This window comes from Ruegeria sp. YTSA226, assembly GCF_059609905.1.
In genome coordinates, this window is the sequence record NZ_JBXWMQ010000019.1 from 1 (window position 1) to 21,593 (window position 21,593).

Sequence of the window (21,593 nt, forward strand, 5' to 3'; positions counted from 1 at the left end):
GTTCGTCGAATAGTCTCAGACCTAACCGTCGAAACAAAAAAAGCCCGCCCCAAACGGGGGCGGGCTTTTTCTGTTTGAATTTGGTAGTTCAAGACGGGGGAATTCCTAAAGAAGCAGCATGCTTCAGTCGTATGCGGCGTCCACTATGAATTCCACCTTCAGTTCGGGCCGCGCTAGTTTTGCTTCGCCACACGCCCTCGCAGGTGCGTATCCTGCAGGAACCCAAGCATTCCAGACCTCGTTCAAACCAGCAAAGTCCTTCATATCGGCCAGCCAGATGGTCACACGCAGCATTTTTTCCCGTGATGAACCTGCGCGCTCTAGCAGGTCGTCAATTTTCCCAAGGCAAATACGCACCTGTTCCTGAATGGTATCACCTTCGGCGACTTGCCCGGTCAAATAGGCCACACCATTATGTTTAACGATTTTGGACGATCTCTCGCCGGTTTCGATGCGTTCTATCATTGGAGTGATCTCGCTGTTTCCTGTTTGATGCACGCGTTCATGGTCATAAGATGCCCCGCATGGCAAACGGAAACCGCTTGAGTAACTTTCAGAAAAGTTGAACTGGTCGGGGACGGGGCGGGTCGATAGCATTTTGCCGCGCCTAGGCTAGCTTGCCAGCGACACAGTATACCAGATTGCGCTTTTGCCGTTGAAGTGCTCTCTAGTTGGTTTCAGTGGATTGCATCGGGCGAAACCGCAAGAAGGATACTTCGACATGGACGAAACCGTAGAACGACTGTCCAAACGCCTGAAGCGGCGAGGATATCAGGTTTCGCCAATGAAGGAGACGGGTGCCTATATCGGTAATCTGGGTTTTGAGGTCGAGACAGTATTCGATGTCGGGGTGGCCTCGGGAACCGAGCATTTGTACGAGGCTTTCCCCGCAGCCAAGTTTGTGTTGGTCGAGCCCATTTCGGATTACGAAACCAAAGTACGGAAAAACTGGGGAGACAAGATCGATTTTGATTTCCATGCTTGCGGAGTTGGTGCCGAAAGCGGACAGACGACTCTTCGAATTCCAACAGTTGGCGATCGTTGGCTCGGCACACGGGCAACGATGCAGGAGTTTGACGAAGCGGCAATCCAGCACACCTCGCAAGTTGAAGAGCGACAAGTCCCGGTAAAAACACTGGATGAGATTGCGTCTTCCTACAAGGAACCTTTCGGATTGAAAATCGACACGGAAGGTTTTGAAATCGAGGTTATTAAAGGTGCATCGGAGATGCTGAAAAAATGCACCTTTGTATTGGCTGAAGTCTCTGTACGGCGTCGGTATCACGGCGGTTATAGGTTCAGCGATTTTGTCGCCGCGATGGCAGATCACGGGTTTGAGCTACACGAATTCGTCAGGCCACCGTCTGCAGAAGCGACCGATTGCGATGCCATTTTTGCCCCATTCGAAAGCTCAGTGTTCGACTATCAGGATACCAGACTGTCTCGTATGGCGGCACGGGTAGCCAAGACATAGTCTAAGGGCATCTTTCCGCATGCAACGCGAGTTGTGTTGTCCGCGAAGGCGTTGAGTCTATCGCGCTGGGAGACGCCCCGCTTTTCGCTATCCGTGAAAGTGGCCGCTCCTCAAAGGACGGCCTTTCCAGAGGTTCGGATCGAGATGAGGTTACTCTGCGCCCACAAATCTGAAAGAGGTCGTGCAAGCCTCAACCAATTTGAAGTTAGAAACATGTATCGCCTCAGTTGCACTGATGACATATCGAACGTTACGAACAAGGGCAGAGTGAAGACACACGATGGAAGCAATATTCATCCTCTTGTTTCTGGCCTTTTTGCTCTGGGCGATCTGGCAACTGTTTGCGCTAGTGGGGGATATGGCAGAGCGGCGCGGACAAGATCGATTACTTTGGCAGGTGGCAGCACTGTTTATCAACCCGTTTGGGGCAATTATCTTGCTTTGGCTTTTTGTGTCTGTCCAAGAAAATCCCTAAGCATTCAGTACAGGAATCTGGTGGACCATTTTAGATTGAGTTGATCTTGTCACGACACCCAAATTCAGAAAATCTACGCATAGGGTATGAGCCAGGTGCGCGCATTCGACTTGTTTGAACTTCCCCCCTTGCCAAACCCCTCACACCCCTGTAGATCGCGCGAGTTCTCTATAAGAACATCAAGGCGGGGTGATTCCCGCCTTTTGGGTTCGATGAGGGTTGGCGATGCGCGCTTGTCCTCCTCTCAACCTCAACGCCTGATAAAAGGCTGTTATTATGCAAAGCCAAAATATCCGTATTCGGCTGAAGGCATTTGACTATCGCGTTCTGGATGCCAGCACGCAAGAGATCGTCAACACTGCCAAGCGGACCGGCGCGAACGTGCGCGGCCCGATCCCGCTGCCGAACAAGATCGAGAAGTTCACGGTTCTCCGTGGTCCTCACGTTGACAAGAAATCCCGCGACCAGTTCGAGATCCGTACGCACAAGCGTCTGCTCGACATCGTTGATCCGACCCCCCAGACCGTTGACGCGCTGATGAAGCTCGACCTCGCTGCTGGTGTGGACGTCGAGATCAAGCTGCAGTCGTAAGATCGGAGGGTATAGATTATGCGCTCTGGTATTATCGCAAAAAAAGTCGGCATGACCCGCCTGTTCATGGAAGACGGCAAGCAGATCCCTGTGACCGTTCTTCACCTGGACAACCTGCAGGTTGTTGCACAGCGCACGGACGAGAAGGACGGCTATACTGCTGTTCAGCTGGGTGCCGGTGCTGCCAAGGCAAAACGCACCTCGAAAGCCATGCGCGGTCACTATGCCGCTGCCAAGGTTGAACCCAAGCGTAAGCTGGTCGAGTTCCGTGTCTCTGAAGATGGCCTGATCGAAGTGGGTGCCGAGATTTCGGCAGAACATTTCCTGGAAGGTCAGAAAGTTGACGTTTCGGGTACTTCGATCGGTAAAGGCTTTGCCGGTGCAATGAAGCGCTGGAACTTCGGTGGTCTTCGCGCCTCACACGGTGTTTCGATCAGCCACCGTTCGCACGGTTCAACTGGCCAGTGTCAGGATCCGGGCAAGGTTTTCAAAGGCAAAAAGATGGCCGGTCACATGGGTGCTGCCCGTGTAACCACCCAGAACCTGGAAGTCGTCAAAACCGACGCCGACCGTGGTCTGGTCTTCATCAAAGGCGCCGTTCCCGGACCGAAATCCGGTTGGGTTACCGTCAAGGACGCCGTCAAGAAGAAAGCACCGGAAGGCCTGCCTTTCCCGGCTGCTGTGAAATCGGCTGCAACCGAAGCACCTGCGGAAGAAGCTCCCGCGGAAGGTGGTGAAGCATGAAACTTGATGTAATCAAACTGGACGGCGGCAAAGCCGGCAACATCGAGCTGGATGCGGACCTGTTCGGCCTGGAGCCGCGCGCGGACATCCTGCACCGTGTGGTCCGTTGGCAGCGTAACAACGCGCAGGCTGGCACCCACAAGGTCAAGACCCGCTCGGAAGTGTCCTACTCGACCAAGAAGATCTATCGCCAAAAAGGCACCGGTGGCGCACGCCACGGCGCCCGTTCGGCACCGATCTTCCGGGGTGGTGGCGTTTACAAAGGTCCGGTCGTGCGTTCGCATGGTCATGACCTGCCGAAAAAGTTCCGTAAACTTGGTCTGCGCCACGCGCTGTCTGCCAAAATGGCAGCTGGTGAACTGGTCGTGATCGAGAACGCCGAAGCCGAAGGCAAGACCGCCGCTCTGGCCAAGCAGGTTGCAAACCTGGGTTGGAAACGCGCTCTGGTCATCGACGGGGCGACCGTGAACGAAGGGTTCCTGAAGGCGTCGCGCAACATCGAAGGTCTGGATATCCTGCCGTCGATGGGTGCAAACGTTTATGACATCCTCAAGCGTGACACTCTGGTGCTCACCAAAGCGGCTGTCGAAGCACTGGAGGCTCGACTGAAATGAGCGCGAAGGCAGAACACTACGACGTGATCCGCAAGCCGATCATCACCGAAAAGTCGACCATGGCGTCCGAAAACGGCGCGGTTGTCTTTGAGGTTGCGATTGACAGCAACAAGCCACAGATCAAAGAGGCCGTTGAGGCACTGTTTGGTGTGAAGGTCAAAGCGGTGAACACCTCTGTGACCAAAGGCAAGGTCAAGCGGTTCCGCGGCCAGTTGGGCAAGCGGAAAGACGTCAAAAAAGCATATGTGACCCTTGAAGAGGGTAACACCATCGACATTTCCACCGGTCTTTGATCGGGCCTGTCTTTGGACAAACCATTAAGACCCCCGCGAAAGCGGGGGTTTTTCTTTAGGTAGTGACACCAAAAGTTGAGCGCCATTCCCAGCGTCTCGAACAGAAAATGATTGCTATGCCGGTGGGGTCGTCTATCCGGTATGGAACAAACAAACGATATGGCAGGCGCATGACCCAATCCACTCTCTCGACCCGGGACAACCCGGATATGACTGTCGCGCGGGACTGGGTGTCGACGCTGGCCAAATATCGGGAGCCAAGCCAACCGCGTAGCTGGTTCGAGCTGGGGGTTACCTGTGTTCCCTTCATAGCGCTTTGGGCCTTGGCCTGGATGTCTTTGTCGGTCAGCTATTGGCTAGCGCTTGCGATCTCGGTTCTGAACGCGGCCTTTCTGCTGCGCCTGTTTGCCATTCAGCATGATTGCGGTCACGGGGCATTTTTTACGAACCGGACGGTCAGTGACTGGGTCGGTCGGGGGCTCGGGGTGCTGACGTTGACGCCTTACGATGTTTGGCGGCGCACACATTCCTCGCATCACAACTCATCTGGCAATCTGGATAAGCGCGGGATGGGAGACATCCATACGCTGACGGTGGCCGAATACCGGGCGCTGACGCCTTTGAACCGGTTATTTTACCGGCTCTATCGCCACCCGATCACCCTGTTTGGCTTTGGGCCCGGCTATCTGTTCCTGTTTCAAAACCGCCTCCCGCTTGGCTTGACCGGTATTCCGAAATTCTGGGTCAGCGCGATGGCGACGAACCTGGCCATTCTGGCCGCACTGGGGGCCATCTACTATTTTGGTGGCCTGATGCCGGTTCTGCTGATTTTCCTGCCCTCGACCCTGATCGCTGCAACGGCTGGCGTCTGGCTGTTCTACGTCCAGCACCAATTCGAAGAGACGCAATGGGACCCTGATCAGGACTGGCAACTGCACGAGGCCGCCCTGCACGGCAGCTCGCATTACATCCTGCCATCCGTATTGCAGTGGTTCACGGCCAATATCGGCATCCACCACGTACACCATCTGTACAGTCGCATCCCGTTCTATCGCCTGACCGAAGTGCTGCGGGATCATGACGAATTGGCCAACAGCAACCGGATGACCATACGCGAGAGCCTCGCCAACGCGCGGCTGCACCTGTGGGATGAAAAGAACCGCCGCCTGCTGTCCTTTGCCGAAGCGCGCGCGCTGTATGGGTGACGGGATCGGTCAGATGGTGTGAACGATAGCCGGAAATCCGGTCGTTGCCCCCGGCGTGTGATGCGGATACGGTCGCTCTTATGAAACATGTCCCCAAAGAAACAACAGATGAGGCCCTTATTCAGGAGTTCCTGGATAAAGGAGGCAAAGTCAGCATCGGCAAAACCAAACCTGCGCCAGCAGAGCTGGGTCTGAGCAAGAATGTCTGGAACGCCAAGCTGACCAAGGAAGAGAAGGCCGCGCGCGACAAGAAGTGATCGTGCGGGGCTTTGGGTGAGCGTTGAGGCTTCTGGTGTAACACTGGAAAATGGCATCCATTGACGTGTTCGCCAGCCTCTGGTCGGCCTCGTCTTTGGAGAGAGATATTTGGCCCCCGCGCAAGCGAGTTTTTTTGTTGTATCTATCCGCAAGCCGCGCCGGTGACTGACCGTGGGATGGCGCCGCAGCGACTGATCTGCGCGCTTTATAGTGCCAATTACATCCGAACTTATAGCGAGGCGCAATAGTCCCCAAAGCGCCAGCCCGCCGGGACGGGCAGTCGCTGGCGCGGCGGCCTTCGGCCTTGACTACGCACCTTTTGGGCGAACTGAAAGAAATTGTCAGAACAAGTATGCTTGGGAGGAAAGTGAAGCTACCGAAGTTAACCTAAGCCATCCGTCAAACGTCTAACTCAATAGGTCAGATGCGAGTGTCGAATTCCTTTAATGGCAATTCTGGCTCTCATTCAAAACTCTCTAGTATCTCGGTATACCGGCACCTTTGTCTGCGATGCATGCGTTGGCTTTGTTGGCCAGTTCATAGTGTACTGTGTTCGGTGGATCAATTGAGTACCCGGTGCGACCGCCTACAATGTATTTTGTGACTCGAAAATTTGATCCAATCCCAGCTTCCGCGGCGCATTCCAGCACAATATCCAAATCTGATTTCGCGCTGGTCTTTTGGCCTTCCGAAGCCTCCGGTAAATCTGCTGTGCTGCACGCAGAAACGAATGCTGTTCCGCAAATTGCAAAGATGGGGAATGTGGCCTTAATCATCTTTTACCTCCTAGTTGAAATGTGGGAAAAGTCAGTAGATGAAGAGATTCCGGCATCAACTAGCAGTGCGTAAATAACTATATATGTTGCCAATATTCTATACTGGTCTTGGTTGTGAGCTGCGCACAGCCGTTGCCGTCACCAAGTTTGAACAATATTCTTTCGTGGTTTAAGAAAATGAATTTGGAGGGAACCATAGAGTATCGAAGTTTTCGAAATTCATAGAGCACCCTATAGACACCCACCCCCAACACGGCTATATGCACCCAATCTTGCGGCCTCGGATTCGTTCCGGGGCTTCTGATATTTGAAACCGGGGACCTTCGGGGCCCTATACCCTTGGCACCTACGGGGGCCTATCACATAGCGGGGAAATCCCCGCACTTGCTAAACGGAAGACAGAAAGCATGGCACTCAAGTCGTACAAGCCGACGACGCCGGGCCAGCGCGGGCTGGTGCTGATCGACCGTTCGGAGCTTTGGAAAGGACGTCCGGTCAAGTCTCTCACTGAGGGTTTGACCAAATCGGGCGGCCGGAACAACACCGGACGGATCACTTCACGCCGCCGCGGCGGTGGCGCAAAGCGTCTCTACCGGATCGTTGACTTCAAACGGAATAAATTTGATGTCGCGGCAACCGTCGAGCGGATCGAATATGACCCGAACCGGACCGCGTTTATCGCACTGGTAAAATACGAAGACGGCGAGCAGGCATATATCCTGGCTCCGCAGCGTCTGGCTGTTGGTGACAAGGTTGTGGCTTCGGCCAAGGCCGACATCAAGCCGGGCAACGCAATGCCGTTCTCGGGTATGCCTATTGGTACCATCGTCCACAACATCGAGATGAAGCCTGGTAAAGGCGGTCAGATCGCACGTGCGGCCGGTACTTACGCGCAATTCGTAGGCCGCGATGGCGGTTATGCTCAGATCCGTCTGAGCTCGGGCGAGCTGCGCATGGTCCGTCAGGAATGCATGGCCACCGTTGGTGCCGTGTCCAACCCCGACAACAGCAACCAAAACCTCGGTAAAGCCGGTCGTATGCGCCACAAAGGCGTGCGTCCGTCGGTTCGTGGTGTTGCTATGAACCCGATCGATCACCCGCACGGTGGTGGTGAAGGCCGTACCTCGGGTGGCCGTACACCGGTTACGCCTTGGGGTAAGGACACCAAGGGTAAGCGTACTCGCAACAAAAACAAAGCGTCCCAGAAGCTGATCATCCGCTCGCGGCACGCCAAGAAGAAGGGACGTTAATCCATGTCTCGCTCTGTTTGGAAGGGTCCTTTCGTCGATGCTTACGTGCTGAAAAAAGCCGAAGCAGCGCGCGAGTCGGGCCGCAACGAAGTTATCAAAATCTGGTCGCGTCGTTCCACCATTCTGCCCCAGTTCGTGGGTCTGACCTTTGGTGTGTACAACGGCCAGAAGCATATCCCCGTCAACGTCTCGGAAGACATGATCGGTCAGAAGTTCGGTGAGTATTCGCCGACTCGCACCTATTACGGTCACGCCGCTGACAAAAAAGCGAAGCGGAAGTAAGTCATGGGCAAGGAAAAGAACCCCCGCCGCGTGGCTGAAAACGAAGCAATGGCAAAAACGCGCATGCTCCGTACCAGCCCGCAGAAACTGAACCTGGTTGCGCAGATGATCCGCGGCAAGAAAGTTGAGAAGGCTCTGACCGACCTGACTTTCTCGAACAAGCGTGTCGCGCAGGACGTCAAAAAGTGCCTGCAGTCCGCAATCGCCAACGCTGAGAACAACCACAACCTGGACGTCGACGAGCTGATCGTTGCCGAAGCATGGGTTGGCAAGAACCTGGTCATGAAACGCGGTCGCCCTCGGGCCCGTGGCCGTTTCGGCAAGATCATGAAGCCGTTCTCGGAGATCACCATCAAGGTGCGTCAAGTTGAGGAGCAAGCCTAATGGGTCATAAAGTAAATCCGATCGGCATGCGCCTTCAGGTGAACCGCACCTGGGACAGCCGCTGGTACGCCGATACCAAGGACTACGGTGATCTTCTGCTGGAAGATCTGAAGATCCGTGAGTTCATCAACAAAGAGTGCAAGCAAGCCGGCATCGCCCGTGTGATCATCGAACGTCCGCACAAGAAGTGCCGCGTTACGATCCACACTGCACGTCCGGGTGTCATCATCGGCAAGAAAGGCGCGGACATTGAAGTTCTGCGCAAGAAAATTGCCCTGATGACAGACAGCGAATTGCACCTGAACATCGTCGAAGTGCGCAAGCCCGAGCTTGACGCACAGCTGGTTGCCGAGTCTATCGCTCAGCAGCTGGAGCGCCGGGTTTCGTTCCGTCGCGCGATGAAGCGGTCTGTTCAGAACGCCATGCGTATGGGCTCTCTGGGTATCCGGGTGAACGTCGCTGGCCGTCTGGGTGGCGCCGAAATCGCACGGACCGAGTGGTACCGCGAAGGCCGTGTGCCTCTGCACACGCTGCGCGCCGACATCGATTACGCACAAGCCGAAGCGATGACTCCTTATGGGATCATCGGGATCAAGGTCTGGATCTTCAAAGGTGAGATCATGGAGCACGATCCGCAGGCACGTGACCGTAAAGCACAGGAACTCCAGGACGGCCCTGCACCTCGTGGTGCTGGTGGCGGTCGTCGCTAAGGAGGGAAAGATATGCTTCAACCAAAGCGTACTAAATTCCGCAAGATGCACAAAGGCCGGATCAAGGGTGAAGCCAAGGGCGGCTCTGATCTGAACTTTGGCACCTATGGACTGAAAGCTCTTGAGCCTGAGCGTGTAACTGCACGCCAGATCGAAGCTGCACGTCGTGCCATGACGCGTCACATGAAGCGTCAGGGTCGCGTCTGGATCCGCATCTTCCCCGACACTCCGGTTACGGCTAAGCCGATCGAAGTTCGTATGGGTAAAGGTAAAGGTTCGGTCGACCGCTGGGCATGCAAAGTCAAGCCTGGCCGCGTGATGTTCGAAATCGACGGCGTCAATGACGACATCGCCCGCGAGGCCCTGCGCCTGGCTGCGATGAAGCTGCCGATCAAGACTCGCGTCGTGGTTCGCGAAGACTGGTAAGCGACCCGGGGGCGACCCCGCTCGCGACAAGATTGACCCCCGTCGGGAAACCGGCGGGGTTTTTTGGTTTGATGGCGTTGCTCCGCCACAGCCTCGCAAAACACCCATCGCCTTCATCGAGAGGCTGGTTTAAGACAGACCCATGGCACAGATTGAATCACTTTTTGTCACCCGTCTCTATCGTGCAGCTTTGTCCGAGTTTGATCCCAAGATCGACCCGGAGGAGCTGGAAAGCTCCTGTCTTGTCATCGCCGAGGATGATGAGGCCGGGCAGGACTGGTGTGAAGAGAACGGGTATCCCGGCTACACCAGCTATGCCTCGCTGACCGATCTGCCCTGGCGGTTTCCGATCTTTGCCGATCTGGTTAAGGTGCTGGACCAGCACGTTGCAGCTTTTGCTAAGGATCTGGAGTTTGATCTGGGTGAGGGTGAACTAAAGCTTGAAGACCTTTGGATCAACATTTTGCCCGAGGGCGGAATGCACTCCAGCCACCTGCACCCACACAGCGTGATCTCGGGCACGACTTATGTTTCGATGCCCGAAGGCGCTAGCGCGCTGAAGCTTGAAGACCCGCGCTCGGGCCGCATGATGGCAGCGCCCACGCGTATGAAAGGGGGGCGTCGGGACCTGCAGCCATTCATCTATGTGAAGCCTCAGGTTGGCGATGTCTTGCTATGGGAGAGCTGGTTGCGCCACGAGGTGCCGATGAACATGGCCGAGGATGAGCGGATTTCCGTCAGCTTTAACTATAAATGGGACTAGCACGGTCGTTTAAGGGACTCTGATTCAAAGGAATGTGTGAAAAGTTCTTGCATTGTGTCGTCAGATAAACGATGTGGGGGGCGCTTACGTTTTTCTTTTTCGACCACTGTCTCCCGAATATCGGCGTTCAGTCTTTCGATCCAGACCGACAACGCCGCGCTGTCGCAATTCCGCGGACAGCAATTTACTAGGAGACTACGGATATGGCCAACGGCACCGTAAAATGGTTCAACACAACTAAAGGTTTTGGCTTCATCGCACCGGAGACCGGTGGCAAAGACGTGTTTGTACACATCTCTGCTGTCGAGCGCTCGGGTCTGACCGGCCTGGCCGACGACCAGAAAGTAACGTTCGACATCGAACCCGGCCGTGACGGTCGTGAGTCGGCTGTGAACATCGCTCTGGCGTAAGTCACTCAGACTTAGACAGTTGAAGACGCGGTCTCGTGCAAACGAGGCCGCGTTTTGCGTTTGTGAGTGGGATGTCTACATGCTGTAATGGCTGGTGCATTCAACGCACCTGTCAACGAGGCCTAGGGTGGCGGGATTAATGCCAGCTTTTCTATTTTGTGGGAGTAAACCATGGGCGCGCCAAAACCAGCAAAGGTTGTACTAGCGGTTTCACTTTTTTTGGCGTTGGCCGTCGCACCTGCACTTGCGACGTGCCCAACCCGTGTAGATGTCGGTAAAGGCGTCTGGTTGGACTATGGCGGAACATGGCTTTTACGAGTTCAAACCGTTGTTGAGACGGGGTTTGTCGTTGAGTTGAGAACCGAAGACTCTAGGCGCATAGGTTTCGCTAGCCACTACGCGCATCCTTTGCTGTTCGGCGAGACCTTTATGAAGTTCACCGCCTCAAAGCGTTCATACGAGCAATCAGTTAGTTCCTTAGATGACCTAGAGCAGCAAAAAGAGTGGCAGTCAGGCTTCACGATACAAGATGGCGATAAAGAAGCCTTACTCGGCACTGTAACGGTTGAGTTCCAGAAAAATCGAATTGAACGGGTTGGAACGTGTAAATACAAAGTTTGGGAAGTTCTGGTGCGTGAGCATGTATCAGGGGATGACGAACGAACGGTAAAGGTGCTGTATTCTCCAGAGCTAAAGATAGTTTTGAAGCAGGCGCATATGCTGCCGAACTCTGGATTGGTTTGGGGAAGAGGTTTCGATGGAATTCGCTCCAAGAGCGAATAGGCTTCCAAATTCGGTTCAAACATCTCGTGCCCGTCGCTGGTTGCTCAAGTGAGCAGAGCGCTAAAAACGGCCTCTCGATCAATCCTCCATACTTTCCCTTGCCACCCACCCCAGAACCCCCTATAGAGCGGCATCTTGCGTTCCCCCGGCCGAGTCGGGGGATTCGTATGTCTATCATTCATCCACCAGGTCAAAGGTGACCCTGCATAGGGGCCTTCTGGTGTTTTGAGCAAAGGAAAAGGCGATGAACGCCCAAGAACTGCGTGACAAGACCCCTGACCAGCTCCGCGAGGAACTGGCCAACCTGAAGAAAGAAAGCTTTAACCTGCGCTTTCAACAGGCAACCGGTCAGATGGAAAGCACCGCTGGCATCAAAGCGGCCCGCCGCAACGCCGCCCGCGTTAAAACCATCCTGAACGAAAAGGCCGCTGCTGCGGCATCGGAGGAGTAATCCTATGCCTAAGCGTATCCTTTCCGGCACCGTAACGAGCGATGCCAACGCACAGACTGTAACCGTATCCGTCGAGCGCCGCTTTACGCATCCGGTTCTGAAGAAAACCATCCGTAAGTCCAAGAAATACCGGGCTCACGATGAAAAGAACGCCTTCAAGGTCGGCGATACAGTTCGCATCATCGAATGCGCGCCGAAATCGAAGACGAAACGTTGGGAAGTTCTGGAAGCGTAAGCCTCCGGGATTTTCCCATTTGTCGAAACCCTGGGGGATCTAACAAGACCAGCCCCCACAGGTCGGGAGAAACCACATGATCCAGATGCAGACCAATCTGGATGTCGCTGACAACTCCGGCGCACGCCGAGTTCAGTGCATCAAGGTCCTGGGTGGTTCCAAGCGTAAATACGCCTCTGTAGGCGACATCATTGTCGTCTCGGTGAAGGAAGCCATCCCACGCGGCCGCGTAAAGAAAGGTGACGTCCGTAAGGCCGTCGTCGTACGCACCGCCAAAGAAGTCCGTCGCGAAGACGGCACCGCGATCCGTTTCGATCGCAACGCCGCCGTCATTCTGAACAACAACAACGAGCCCGTAGGTACCCGTATCTTTGGCCCTGTTGTTCGTGAACTGCGCGCGAAAAACTTCATGAAAATCATCTCGCTTGCTCCGGAGGTGCTGTAATCATGGCTGCTAAACTCCGCAAAGGCGACAAGGTCGTCGTGCTGGCTGGCAAGGACAAGGGCAAAGAGGGAACTATCACCTCGGTCGACCCGAAAGCCGGTAAAGCCGTTGTTGATGGCGTGAACATCGCCATTCGCCACACCCGCCAGTCACAGACCTCGCAAGGTGGTCGCCTGCCTCAGGCAAACCCGATTGAGCTGTCGAACCTGGCTCTGCTGGACAAAAACGGTAAAGCAACCCGCGTTGGCTTCCGCATGGAAGGTGACAAGAAAGTTCGTTTTGCCAAGACCACGGGGGACGTGATCGATGCTTGATACCGCAACCTACACCCCGCGTCTGAAAGCTCAGTACGCTGAAACCATCCGTGCCGCTCTGAAAGAAGAGTTCGGTTACAAGAGCGATATGCAGCTGCCCAAGCTGGAAAAGATCGTTCTGAACATCGGTTGTGGTGCAGAGGCCGTCAGAGACTCGAAGAAGGCGAAAGCCGCTGTTGAAGATCTGACCGCGATTGCAGGCCAAAAGGCTGTTGCAACACTGGCGAAGAAGTCGATCGCGGGTTTCCGCGTCCGTGAAGACATGCCGCTGGGTGCGAAAGTTACCCTGCGCGGTGACCGGATGTATGAATTCCTGGATCGTCTGATCACCATCGCGCTGCCGCGCGTTCGTGACTTCCGCGGTGTTAAGCCTTCTTTCGATGGTCGTGGCAACTTTGCCATGGGCATGAAAGAGCACATCGTGTTCCCGGAAATCGACTTCGACAAGGTCGACGAGGTCTGGGGCCTGGATATCGTAATTGCCACCACAGCGAAAACCGACGCTGAAGCGAAAAGCCTGTTGAAAGCGTTCAACATGCCGTTCAACGCTTAAGCGCCGGGAGGATTGAGACATGGCTAAAAAAGCAATGATCGAACGCGAGAAGAAGCGCGAACGCCTGGTGGCCAAATATGCCGCAAAGCGTGCCGAGCTGAAAGAAATCGCGAATGACGAGAGCAAGCCGATGGAAGAGCGTTTCAAAGCGCGTCTGAAACTGGCGAAACTGCCGCGCAACAGCTCGGCAACTCGTCTTCACAACCGCTGTCAGCTGACAGGTCGTCCTCATGCTTACTATCGTAAGTTGAAGGTCAGCCGTATCATGCTGCGCGAGCTGGGTTCTGCAGGTCAGATCCCCGGCATGGTGAAATCGAGCTGGTAAGGGAGACATAGATATGAACGATCCTATCGGCGATATGCTCACCCGTATCCGCAACGCGCAAATGCGCGGCAAGTCCACTGTAAACACTCCGGCGTCGAAACTGCGCGCCTGGGTTCTGGACGTGCTGGCGGACGAAGGTTACATCCGTGGCTACGAAAAGATGACCGGTGAAAACGGTCATCCGGCCATCGAAATCAGCCTGAAATACTACGAAGGCACCCCTGTCATTCGCGAGTTGAAGCGGGTCTCCAAGCCCGGTCGTCGCGTATACATGGGCGTCAATGACATCCCGCAGGTCCGTCAGGGTCTGGGTGTGTCGATTGTCAGCACTCCGAAAGGTGTGATGTCGGACCAGAATGCACGCTCCAACAATGTTGGCGGCGAAGTGCTCTGCACCGTCTTCTAAGGAGGTCTGTCAATGTCTCGTATTGGTAAACGTCCGGTCGAACTGCCCAGCGGTGTAACCGCCTCGGTTTCCGGCCAGACCATCGAAGTCAAAGGCCCGAAAGGTGCCCGTAGCTTCACTGCGACTGATGACGTTACGCTGTCGGTCGAAGACAATGTGGTTCAAATCAACCCGCGTGGCATGTCCAAACGTGCCCGCCAGCAATGGGGCATGAGCCGCACCATGGTTGCCAATCTGGTAACCGGTGTGACCGAAGGCTTCAAAAAAGAGCTGGAGATCCAGGGTGTTGGTTACCGGGCTCAGATGCAGGGGAACACCCTGAAGCTGAACCTTGGCTACAGCCACGACGTTGATTTCGTTGCTCCGGAAGGTGTCACCATCACCGCACCGAAGCAGACCGTGATCATTGTGGAAGGTAACGACCAGCAGCAGGTGGGCGAAGTCGCGGCGAAAATCCGCGAATGGCGCCGTCCCGAGCCGTATAAAGGCAAGGGTATCCGCTATAAGGGCGAATTCATCTTCCGCAAAGAAGGCAAGAAGAAGTAAGGACGCAAACAATGGCAAACAGCAAAAGAACCCTGTTTCTGAAGCGCCGCCTGCGCGTTCGGAACAAACTTCGCAAGGTCAATGCAGGTCGTGTACGCCTGTCGGTTCACCGTTCGAACAAGAACATCAGCGCTCAGCTGATCGACGACGTTCGTGGTGTGACCCTGGCCTCGGCCTCGACCCTGGAAAAAGATCTGGGTGTAGTTGGCACAAACAACGTCGAAGCGGCTACGAAAGTGGGCGCAGCCATCGCCGAGCGTGCCAAGAAGGCAGGCGTCGAAGAGGCTTATTTCGATCGTGGCGGCTTCCTGTTCCACGGCAAAGTGAAGGCTGTCGCCGACGCTGCGCGTGAAGGTGGTCTGAAGATCTAAGACTTGCGGGCAGCGCCTCAGCTGCCCCGATGATCCGGGGGCCTCGGCAATAGTCGAGGCTCACTTGGATTGAAACAACGGCGCCGTAATGCGCCACATGAGAAAAGGGATGCCAAATGGCAGAACGTGAAAACCGTCGGGGCCGTGGCCGCGACCGCGACGAAACTCCGGAATTCGCAGACCGTCTGGTCGCGATCAACCGCGTGTCGAAAACCGTAAAAGGTGGTAAGCGCTTTGGCTTCGCCGCTCTGGTGGTTGTCGGCGATCAGAAGGGCCGCGTCGGCTTTGGCAAGGGTAAAGCAAAAGAAGTACCCGAGGCCATCCGTAAGGCGACTGAACAAGCCAAGCGTCAGATGATCCGCGTGCAGCTGCGCGAAGGTCGGACCCTGCACCACGATATCGAAGGCCGTCACGGCGCCGGTAAAGTGGTTATGCGCTCGGCACCTGAAGGTACTGGTATCATCGCCGGTGGTCCGATGCGTGCTGTGTTCGAAATGCTGGGCGTCAAGGACGTCGTGTCCAAGTCGTTGGGCTCGCAGAACCCGTACAACATGATCCGCGCCACCATCAACGGCCTGCAAAAAGAGCAGAGCCCGCGTTCGGTTGCACAGCGTCGCGGCAAGAAAGTTGCTGACATCCTGCCCAAGCGGGACGAAGCGCCTGTTGCTGCTGAAGCAGAAGCATAAGGAGAGCGACCCATGGCAAAAACCATCGTCGTCAAGCAGATCGGTTCCCCGATCCGCCGCCCCGCCGAACAGCGCGCGACCCTGATCGGTCTGGGCTTGAACAAGATGCACAAAACCCGTGAGCTGGAGGATACTCCTTCGGTCCGCGGCATGGTCAACAAGATCCCGCATCTGGTAGAGATCATCGAAGAACGCGGCTAATCGCGAGTTCTTTGAAGACTTAAGAACGCCTCCGATCTGATCGGGGGCGTTTTCTTGTTTAGCCGGTCGTTTTTTTCCGGCTCGTCTTATGGTGCTGTTCAGTGCCTCGGCGCAAACTCGGCTATGACCCGAGCGCCTTTTTTTCTGCAAACTCAATGTCGACTTCATGGCGCAACGAAGGTTCTCTGCCTGGTTTTTCGTACAGCCTGGGGCATCCATCGCAAAAACTGGCTGCTGCTTCGCGTTTGGAATGAGCACGCGGGTTCCAGACCTGCCAGCGCAGAGCTTTGTATTTTTCGTTGTTCCAGATGGTTTCAAGTGGTTCGTCGAAAACATTTCCCAACACATGCGGATCACGGTTCTTGTCGGAAACATATTGGCGGCCGGATCGCCAGAGACAGCAGGGAATCACATCGCCATCAAAGCGAATGACCGTGCTGCTGTGGGGCCAATGGCACCTTGGGGTGAGGGATGATGACAGGGGCGGGCCATTTTCAATCCGATCGGGATCGTCGTCTACGACGTTGTACAGATCTCCATTTGCATCGAACCGTAGCCCTTCAAACGTGGTAAAGGCGTCGATACCAATCTCGTCTACGATGGCCTTCACCTGAACCAGTTCATCCTCGGCGTGATGGGGGAAAGAGATATGCTGTATTTCTATGAACGGAGATTTCAGACCCTTCCTCTTTTTATAGCCAGCCAGTAGTCGCAGGTTGTTCAGAACGAAATCCAGGCGTCCGCGAACACGGGTAACCTGAAAGCTTTCCTGCGTCGCGCCATCAACTGAGATTGTGATATGGCTAAGCCCGGCATCGACCAGGTCATGAATCCTCTCGGCTTTTAGCCGATAGCTGAAATGGGTGGTGATATGGCTTTCCAAACCGGCTGCGGTCGTGGCCCGGATCATGTCAGTGAGGTCCGGGTGTGCCAGGGGATCGCCATAGTAGAACAGGCTGACGCCAAGCGCGCGATCTTTGATCTGGTCGATGATATGCTGGTATTGCTGAAGGCTAAGCTTGTCCTGTTTCCCGAACTTCTGATCGCTGAGCAAGGGTCGGTCACGACCTGCCGGATTCCCATGGACGCAATGTGGACAGGCTAGTGAGCACAGCGGCGAAATATCAATTTTCACCAAAGACGGCAGCGGGGCGGCTTGTTGAGAGTGAAGAAGATAGCCCCGAATGTTGCGCAACAGGTTTGCTGATTGCTTCAAGGAAGGACGGCGCTGAATCCAGCGCAACCTTCTAATAACGCTTGAAACCAAAGGCATGGAGTATCCTCATTCATGAAGTCGAGGACGCCCTAAACGTGCGAGGCGAAAATGGTAAAACAGGCCGAAATAGCCCGATAGTTCACGGATACGTGATAGAATAGTGAAAATATGGGTCCGTAAAAGAAAAAAGATATCAAAATATATAAATTTGATAAATCTTATCTTTAGACGAGAAATCCAAAGGTCTATTTCAACGAAAGCCTGTAGTGGGATGTCTAAACAGTGTTTTCACTGCCATTCCCTCAATGCATACCGGCCAGACCGAATCTTCTGTTGTTAGCGTTATCTGGCGTTCTTATTTGAGCTTTGTCCCAAATAGGAACGCAAACGAAATCTGGAGAATACGCTCCGGTTTAGAAAGGAATATAGAAATGGCAAACACAGCAACTTTTTCCCGCGAAGGCTTTGGTCTGACCGCCCGCATCACAACTCTGATCGCACGCGTGAAAGAGGCCTATGCCCTGCGCGCCGAATTCGGCCGCACCTATTCAGAGCTTCAGAACCTGACTGATCGTGAACTGAACGACATTGGTATCCGCCGGTGCGATATAAGTGATATTGCGCATAAGCACGTCTACTGCTGAAAACCTGGCAGGATGAACAACACCGAGGCGCCATTTGGCGCCTCTTTTGATTCTGCGTGCTTGAAAGGCACAGGCACGGTGAAATTGGTCGCTCTGCATTGTGGATCGTTTGGAAATTTTCCATGAGAATTATTAGAGGGGGCTATGTCCCAATAACGCGATGACGAGGCTGACACAGTGCGAGACTACCAGATCGGCATGTTGTGGGTGGATGGCCCGCTGAGCTTTCTCGAGCAGCTCTGCATCAAATCCTATCTGGATACCGGTCAATCCGTTCGCCTCTACACCTATGGGAATGTCTCCGGGATACCTGAAGGTGTGGATACCCGCGATGCGCGCGATGTGATGCCTGGCACAGAATTCATTGCGCATAGCCGTACTGGTAGCCCGGCGCCGCATTCGGACAAGTTCCGATACCGCATGTTGGCGCAGGAGCCCGATTTGATATGGGCGGATACGGACGCCTATTGCATGCGTCCTTTCACAACGGAGACCGGGCATTTTTACGGAATGCTCGAAGGAGAGATTGCGATCGGCGTATTGGGCATTCCGTCAGACAGCCCGGCGCTGGATCTGCTCATCGAATATACAACGGACCCGTATCGGATTCCGCCATGGCTGCCCAAACGATATCAGGAACCCCTTCGTGCGGCACAGGATGCAGGTGATCCGATCAATGTGCCCGCGCAATATTGGGGCGCATGGGGTCCGTCAGCCTTTGCCTGGGCTTTACGGCAAACCGGCGAACACCAATTTGTTCTGCCTGAGCATGTGTTCTATCCGGTGAACTTTACCAGACGGCGCGCTTTGGCACGCCCAAACGCCGATTTATCCAGGTTCTTCCACGAGGACACAGTTTCCATTCACTTTTATGGTCGCCGGATGCGTTCGATCCTTAGGAACAGGTATAATGGCCTGCCAGATCCAGATAGCCTGGTGGGTAAGCTTCTGGCCAAACACCGGATTAATCCACTGGACGCGCCAATCCAAAATGCTGAAGGCTAGACAGTTTGGGTGTTGTTCACTTCAAAACTTGCATCCTCAGCCACAAAGCTGTATCGGGCTCCGGTGGCGTACTGCGCCGCAAGAATCAAAACCAAGAAATGCCGTGTTTGACCCATCACGCTTCGGGGTCATTTCCGGCGAAGGAGAAGCGAAATGAAACTGAATGAATTGCGCGACAACCCAGGCGCCACACCGAAACGGACCCGCGTCGGCCGTGGTCCCGGTTCCGGTAAAGGTAAAATGGGTGGCCGTGGTATCAAAGGTCAGAAATCCCGTTCGGGTGTGGCCATCAATGGCTACGAAGGTGGCCAGATGCCGCTGTACCAACGCCTGCCCAAGCGTGGCTTTAACAAGCCGAACCGCAAGGCATTTGCCGTTATCAACTTGGGCCTGATCCAGAAATTCGTCGACGCCGGTAAGCTGGACGCCAAAGCCGCGATCACCGAGGACGCACTGGTTGCATCCGGTCTGGTTCGCCGTAAACTGGACGGTATCCGCGTTCTGGCCAAAGGCGAAATCAGCGCCAAGGTGACCCTGGAAGTAACTGGTGCTTCGAAAGCTGCCGTTGAGGCAGTCGAAAAAGCGGGCGGTTCACTGACGGTCACAAAAGCCGCTGCGGCAGAGTAAGCGCTTGTGAGCGGGCCAAGACCCGCTTACATAGACCTCAGAGTTTTCCAAGACGCCGCCCGAGCCGGAAAACGGTTCCGGGCGGTGTTTTCATAAGAGAGACCGATTTATGGTATCAGCAGCAGAACAAATGGCAGCCAACACTAGCTGGGCTGCTTTGGGCAAAGCCACCGATCTGCGCAACCGCATCCTGTTCACACTGGGTTTGTTGATCGTCTATCGCCTGGGCACTTTTATACCGGTGCCGGGGATCGACGGACAGGCCCTGCGTGAGTTCATGGAGCAAGCGGGGCAGGGCATCGGCGGTATGGTTTCGATGTTCACCGGCGGGGCGCTTGGACGGATGGGTATCTTTGCCCTCGGCATCATGCCTTACATCTCGGCCTCGATCATCATTCAGCTGCTGACCTCGATGGTTCCCGCGCTCGAACAGCTCAAGAAAGAGGGCGAGCAGGGTCGTAAGAAGATCAACCAATATACCCGTTTCGGCACCGTGGCGCTGGCCACCGTTCAGGCCTATGGCTTGGCCGTTTCGCTGGAGTCGGGCGATCTGGCGACTGATCCGGGTCTCTATTTCCGTCTGTCGACTATGATTACACTGGTTGGCGGCACCATGTTCCTGATGTGGCTGGGTGAGCAGATCACCGCGCGCGGCATCGGCAACGGTATCTCTCTGATTATTTTCGTTGGCATCATCGCCGAGGTTCCGGCAGCGTTGGCTCAGTTCTTCGCAAGTGGCCGCAGCGGCGCAATCAGCCCCGCAGTGATCATCGGAGTGATTGTCATGGTCATCGCCGTGATCACCTTTGTGGTGTTCATGGAGCGCGCTTTGCGTAAGATCCACATTCAATACCCGCGCCGTCAGGCCGGTATGAAGATCTATGAGGGCGGCTCGAGCCACCTGCCGGTCAAAGTGAACCCGGCCGGCGTTATCCCGGCGATCTTCGCCAGCTCGCTGCTGCTGCTGCCGGTCACGATCTCGACCTTCTCGTCGGGCGCCACCAACGGTCCGGTCATGTCCTGGCTGCTGGCCAACTTTGGTCCGGGTCAGCCGCTGTACCTGCTGTTCTTTGCGTCGATGATCGTGTTCTTTGCCTATTTCTACACGTTCAACGTGTCGTTCAAACCGGATGACGTGGCGGATAACCTGAAAAAGCAGAACGGTTTTGTGCCGGGTATCCGTCCGGGTAAGAAAACCGCCGAGTATCTGGAATACGTGGTCAACCGCGTTCTGGTTCTGGGTTCGGCTTATCTGGCGGCGGTTTGTCTGTTGCCTGAAATCCTGCGGGGCCAGTTTGCCATTCCGTTCTATTTCGGTGGTACTTCGGTTCTGATTATCGTCTCTGTGACCATGGATACGATCCAACAGGTTCAGAGCCACCTGCTGGCGCATCAATACGAAGGGCTTATCGAAAAGTCCCAACTGCGCGGGAAGGGTAAGAAACGCGGCAGGAAGGGACCCGCTCGTCGATGAACATCATTCTTCTGGGCCCCCCGGGGGCGGGTAAAGGAACGCAAGCGCGTCATCTTGTTGAAACACGCGGCATGGTGCAGCTGAGCACCGGAGACATGCTGCGCGAAGCCAAAACCTCGGGCACCGAGATGGGCCTGAAGGTCGCAGCCATCATGGATGCCGGCAAGCTGGTCACCGATGAGATTGTCATCGGCCTGATCGAAGAGAAGCTGACCACCGAAACCGGTGCCGGTTTCATCTTTGACGGTTTTCCCCGCACATTGGCACAAGCCGACGCATTGGCGGCTTTGCTGACCAAGCTGGGCCAGTCACTGCACACTGTGATCGAGATGCGGGTGGATGACGATGCCCTGGTGGATCGGATCACCGCACGTTCGACCTGTTCGGGCTGTGGCGAAGTTTATAATGACAAGACCAAGCCGATCCCGGCAGATGGTCGCTGCACCAACTGTGGTGAGCAAAAAGAGTTCACGCGTCGCGCCGACGACAACGAAGACAGCCTGCGCACGCGGTTGATGGAGTACTACAAAAAGACGTCGCCGCTGATTGGTTATTACTACGCCAAAGGCGATCTTCGCCCGGTCAATGGGTTGGCCGATATCAAGGAAGTGACTGCGTCGATCGAGGCCGTACTCGGCTAGCTCCAATATGGCCTT

At 55.1% G+C, this 21,593-nt stretch carries 35 protein-coding genes; 33 read left to right on the top strand and 2 right to left on the bottom strand.

Going from position 1 to position 21,593, the window contains the following annotated elements; genetic code table 11:
- Window positions 1-123: 123 nt before the first annotated feature.
- The gene (locus AC2FFF_RS17520) at window positions 124-465 is read right to left on the bottom strand and encodes a RidA family protein (protein WP_142639802.1); all 342 of its coding nucleotides are present in this window, start codon (window positions 463-465) and stop codon (window positions 124-126) included.
- Window positions 466-721: 256 nt separating this feature from the next.
- Between AC2FFF_RS17520 and AC2FFF_RS17525 the strand changes: the two genes are divergently transcribed.
- The 28 genes from AC2FFF_RS17525 (at window position 722) to rpmD (ending at window position 15,971) form a co-directional block, all read left to right on the top strand.
- Window positions 722-1,474 carry an FkbM family methyltransferase gene (locus AC2FFF_RS17525; RefSeq protein WP_271951961.1) on the top strand — a complete coding sequence of 251 codons (753 nt, stop codon included), beginning with the start codon at window positions 722-724 and terminating at the stop codon, window positions 1,472-1,474.
- A 280-nt stretch (window positions 1,475-1,754) separates the two neighbouring features.
- Entirely contained in the window at window positions 1,755-1,949 is a 195-nt protein-coding gene (locus AC2FFF_RS17530; RefSeq protein ID WP_281973758.1) for a hypothetical protein, read from the top strand.
- 276 nt (window positions 1,950-2,225) lie between these two features.
- Entirely contained in the window at window positions 2,226-2,540 is a 315-nt protein-coding gene (rpsJ, locus tag AC2FFF_RS17535; RefSeq protein ID WP_008756422.1) for a 30S ribosomal protein S10, read from the top strand.
- Between the two features lie 18 nt (window positions 2,541-2,558).
- Window positions 2,559-3,284: a 50S ribosomal protein L3 gene (gene rplC, locus AC2FFF_RS17540; RefSeq protein WP_142639796.1), complete on the top strand. Its 726-nt coding sequence runs from the start codon at window positions 2,559-2,561 to the stop codon at window positions 3,282-3,284.
- Window positions 3,281-3,898, top strand: a complete 618-nt coding sequence (rplD, locus tag AC2FFF_RS17545) for a 50S ribosomal protein L4 (RefSeq protein WP_050605826.1) — start codon at window positions 3,281-3,283, stop codon at window positions 3,896-3,898. Before rplC ends, rplD begins: the two co-directional genes overlap by 4 nt.
- Entirely contained in the window at window positions 3,895-4,191 is a 297-nt protein-coding gene (locus AC2FFF_RS17550; protein ID WP_142639794.1) for a 50S ribosomal protein L23, read from the top strand. Before rplD ends, AC2FFF_RS17550 begins: the two co-directional genes overlap by 4 nt.
- A 170-nt stretch (window positions 4,192-4,361) precedes the next feature.
- On the top strand, window positions 4,362-5,396 hold the full coding sequence (locus AC2FFF_RS17555; protein ID WP_281973757.1) for a fatty acid desaturase: 1,035 nt from the start codon (window positions 4,362-4,364) through the stop codon (window positions 5,394-5,396).
- Window positions 5,397-5,476: 80 nt separating this feature from the next.
- Window positions 5,477-5,653 (top strand): hypothetical protein, encoded by a 177-nt coding sequence (locus AC2FFF_RS17560; protein WP_176797675.1) that lies wholly within the window; start codon window positions 5,477-5,479, stop codon window positions 5,651-5,653.
- A 592-nt stretch (window positions 5,654-6,245) separates the two neighbouring features.
- Window positions 6,246-6,503 carry a hypothetical protein gene (locus AC2FFF_RS17565; RefSeq protein ID WP_281973756.1) on the top strand — a complete coding sequence of 86 codons (258 nt, stop codon included), beginning with the start codon at window positions 6,246-6,248 and terminating at the stop codon, window positions 6,501-6,503.
- Between the two features lie 334 nt (window positions 6,504-6,837).
- On the top strand, window positions 6,838-7,680 hold the full coding sequence (gene rplB / locus AC2FFF_RS17570; protein WP_008757664.1) for a 50S ribosomal protein L2: 843 nt from the start codon (window positions 6,838-6,840) through the stop codon (window positions 7,678-7,680).
- A gap of 3 nt (window positions 7,681-7,683) precedes the next feature.
- Entirely contained in the window at window positions 7,684-7,962 is a 279-nt protein-coding gene (gene rpsS, locus AC2FFF_RS17575) for a 30S ribosomal protein S19 (protein WP_005980699.1), read from the top strand.
- Window positions 7,963-7,965: 3 nt separating this feature from the next.
- Window positions 7,966-8,346, top strand: coding sequence for a 50S ribosomal protein L22 (gene rplV / locus AC2FFF_RS17580; protein ID WP_039538267.1), 381 nt, complete (start codon window positions 7,966-7,968; stop codon window positions 8,344-8,346).
- Window positions 8,346-9,056, top strand: coding sequence for a 30S ribosomal protein S3 (gene rpsC, locus AC2FFF_RS17585; RefSeq protein ID WP_037311761.1), 711 nt, complete (start codon window positions 8,346-8,348; stop codon window positions 9,054-9,056). The genes rplV and rpsC overlap by 1 nt, the downstream gene beginning before the upstream one ends.
- Window positions 9,057-9,068: 12 nt before the next feature.
- Window positions 9,069-9,482 carry a 50S ribosomal protein L16 gene (rplP, locus tag AC2FFF_RS17590; protein ID WP_085823145.1) on the top strand — a complete coding sequence of 138 codons (414 nt, stop codon included), beginning with the start codon at window positions 9,069-9,071 and terminating at the stop codon, window positions 9,480-9,482.
- Window positions 9,483-9,624: 142 nt separating this feature from the next.
- Window positions 9,625-10,245 carry a 2OG-Fe(II) oxygenase family protein gene (locus tag AC2FFF_RS17595; RefSeq protein WP_142639790.1) on the top strand — a complete coding sequence of 207 codons (621 nt, stop codon included), beginning with the start codon at window positions 9,625-9,627 and terminating at the stop codon, window positions 10,243-10,245.
- 203 nt (window positions 10,246-10,448) lie between these two features.
- Window positions 10,449-10,655 (top strand): cold-shock protein, encoded by a 207-nt coding sequence (locus tag AC2FFF_RS17600; protein ID WP_010437077.1) that lies wholly within the window; start codon window positions 10,449-10,451, stop codon window positions 10,653-10,655.
- Between the two features lie 171 nt (window positions 10,656-10,826).
- On the top strand, window positions 10,827-11,438 hold the full coding sequence (locus AC2FFF_RS17605) for a hypothetical protein (protein WP_142639789.1): 612 nt from the start codon (window positions 10,827-10,829) through the stop codon (window positions 11,436-11,438).
- Window positions 11,439-11,682: 244 nt separating this feature from the next.
- Entirely contained in the window at window positions 11,683-11,889 is a 207-nt protein-coding gene (gene rpmC / locus AC2FFF_RS17610) for a 50S ribosomal protein L29 (RefSeq protein WP_074736205.1), read from the top strand.
- 4 nt (window positions 11,890-11,893) lie between these two features.
- Window positions 11,894-12,124, top strand: coding sequence for a 30S ribosomal protein S17 (gene rpsQ, locus AC2FFF_RS17615; RefSeq protein ID WP_037311742.1), 231 nt, complete (start codon window positions 11,894-11,896; stop codon window positions 12,122-12,124).
- Between the two features lie 76 nt (window positions 12,125-12,200).
- Window positions 12,201-12,569, top strand: a complete 369-nt coding sequence (gene rplN / locus AC2FFF_RS17620) for a 50S ribosomal protein L14 (protein WP_005621870.1) — start codon at window positions 12,201-12,203, stop codon at window positions 12,567-12,569.
- Window positions 12,570-12,571: 2 nt separating this feature from the next.
- A complete protein-coding gene (rplX, locus tag AC2FFF_RS17625) occupies window positions 12,572-12,883 on the top strand; it encodes a 50S ribosomal protein L24 (protein ID WP_142639787.1) in 312 nt (103 codons plus the stop codon).
- Window positions 12,876-13,436 carry a 50S ribosomal protein L5 gene (rplE, locus tag AC2FFF_RS17630; protein WP_142639786.1) on the top strand — a complete coding sequence of 187 codons (561 nt, stop codon included), beginning with the start codon at window positions 12,876-12,878 and terminating at the stop codon, window positions 13,434-13,436. Before rplX ends, rplE begins: the two co-directional genes overlap by 8 nt.
- A gap of 19 nt (window positions 13,437-13,455) precedes the next feature.
- Window positions 13,456-13,761 carry a 30S ribosomal protein S14 gene (gene rpsN / locus AC2FFF_RS17635; protein WP_142639784.1) on the top strand — a complete coding sequence of 102 codons (306 nt, stop codon included), beginning with the start codon at window positions 13,456-13,458 and terminating at the stop codon, window positions 13,759-13,761.
- 13 nt (window positions 13,762-13,774) lie between these two features.
- Window positions 13,775-14,167, top strand: a complete 393-nt coding sequence (gene rpsH / locus AC2FFF_RS17640) for a 30S ribosomal protein S8 (protein WP_142639782.1) — start codon at window positions 13,775-13,777, stop codon at window positions 14,165-14,167.
- Window positions 14,168-14,179: 12 nt separating this feature from the next.
- Window positions 14,180-14,713, top strand: coding sequence for a 50S ribosomal protein L6 (rplF, locus tag AC2FFF_RS17645; protein ID WP_058272374.1), 534 nt, complete (start codon window positions 14,180-14,182; stop codon window positions 14,711-14,713).
- A gap of 11 nt (window positions 14,714-14,724) precedes the next feature.
- Entirely contained in the window at window positions 14,725-15,084 is a 360-nt protein-coding gene (rplR, locus tag AC2FFF_RS17650) for a 50S ribosomal protein L18 (RefSeq protein ID WP_142639780.1), read from the top strand.
- Between the two features lie 116 nt (window positions 15,085-15,200).
- The gene (rpsE, locus tag AC2FFF_RS17655; RefSeq protein WP_142639778.1) at window positions 15,201-15,770 is read left to right on the top strand and encodes a 30S ribosomal protein S5; all 570 of its coding nucleotides are present in this window, start codon (window positions 15,201-15,203) and stop codon (window positions 15,768-15,770) included.
- A 12-nt stretch (window positions 15,771-15,782) separates the two neighbouring features.
- Window positions 15,783-15,971, top strand: a complete 189-nt coding sequence (gene rpmD / locus AC2FFF_RS17660) for a 50S ribosomal protein L30 (protein ID WP_008757946.1) — start codon at window positions 15,783-15,785, stop codon at window positions 15,969-15,971.
- A 121-nt stretch (window positions 15,972-16,092) separates the two neighbouring features.
- Here rpmD and AC2FFF_RS17665 read toward each other — a convergent pair whose 3' ends face one another.
- Window positions 16,093-17,106, bottom strand: a complete 1,014-nt coding sequence (locus AC2FFF_RS17665; RefSeq protein WP_281973754.1) for a radical SAM/SPASM domain-containing protein — start codon at window positions 17,104-17,106, stop codon at window positions 16,093-16,095.
- A gap of 512 nt (window positions 17,107-17,618) precedes the next feature.
- On the opposite strand from AC2FFF_RS17665, the gene AC2FFF_RS17670 reads away from it, so the two are divergent.
- From AC2FFF_RS17670 to AC2FFF_RS17690, 5 genes are all read left to right on the top strand, one after another.
- On the top strand, window positions 17,619-17,831 hold the full coding sequence (locus AC2FFF_RS17670) for a DUF1127 domain-containing protein (RefSeq protein WP_142639774.1): 213 nt from the start codon (window positions 17,619-17,621) through the stop codon (window positions 17,829-17,831).
- Between the two features lie 177 nt (window positions 17,832-18,008).
- Window positions 18,009-18,836, top strand: a complete 828-nt coding sequence (locus AC2FFF_RS17675; protein ID WP_496691903.1) for a hypothetical protein — start codon at window positions 18,009-18,011, stop codon at window positions 18,834-18,836.
- A 153-nt stretch (window positions 18,837-18,989) separates the two neighbouring features.
- The gene (rplO, locus tag AC2FFF_RS17680) at window positions 18,990-19,463 is read left to right on the top strand and encodes a 50S ribosomal protein L15 (protein WP_142639772.1); all 474 of its coding nucleotides are present in this window, start codon (window positions 18,990-18,992) and stop codon (window positions 19,461-19,463) included.
- A 109-nt stretch (window positions 19,464-19,572) separates the two neighbouring features.
- Window positions 19,573-20,937: a preprotein translocase subunit SecY gene (secY, locus tag AC2FFF_RS17685; protein ID WP_142639770.1), complete on the top strand. Its 1,365-nt coding sequence runs from the start codon at window positions 19,573-19,575 to the stop codon at window positions 20,935-20,937.
- Entirely contained in the window at window positions 20,934-21,578 is a 645-nt protein-coding gene (locus AC2FFF_RS17690) for an adenylate kinase (RefSeq protein WP_142639768.1), read from the top strand. Before secY ends, AC2FFF_RS17690 begins: the two co-directional genes overlap by 4 nt.
- Window positions 21,579-21,593: the final 15 nt, after the last annotated feature.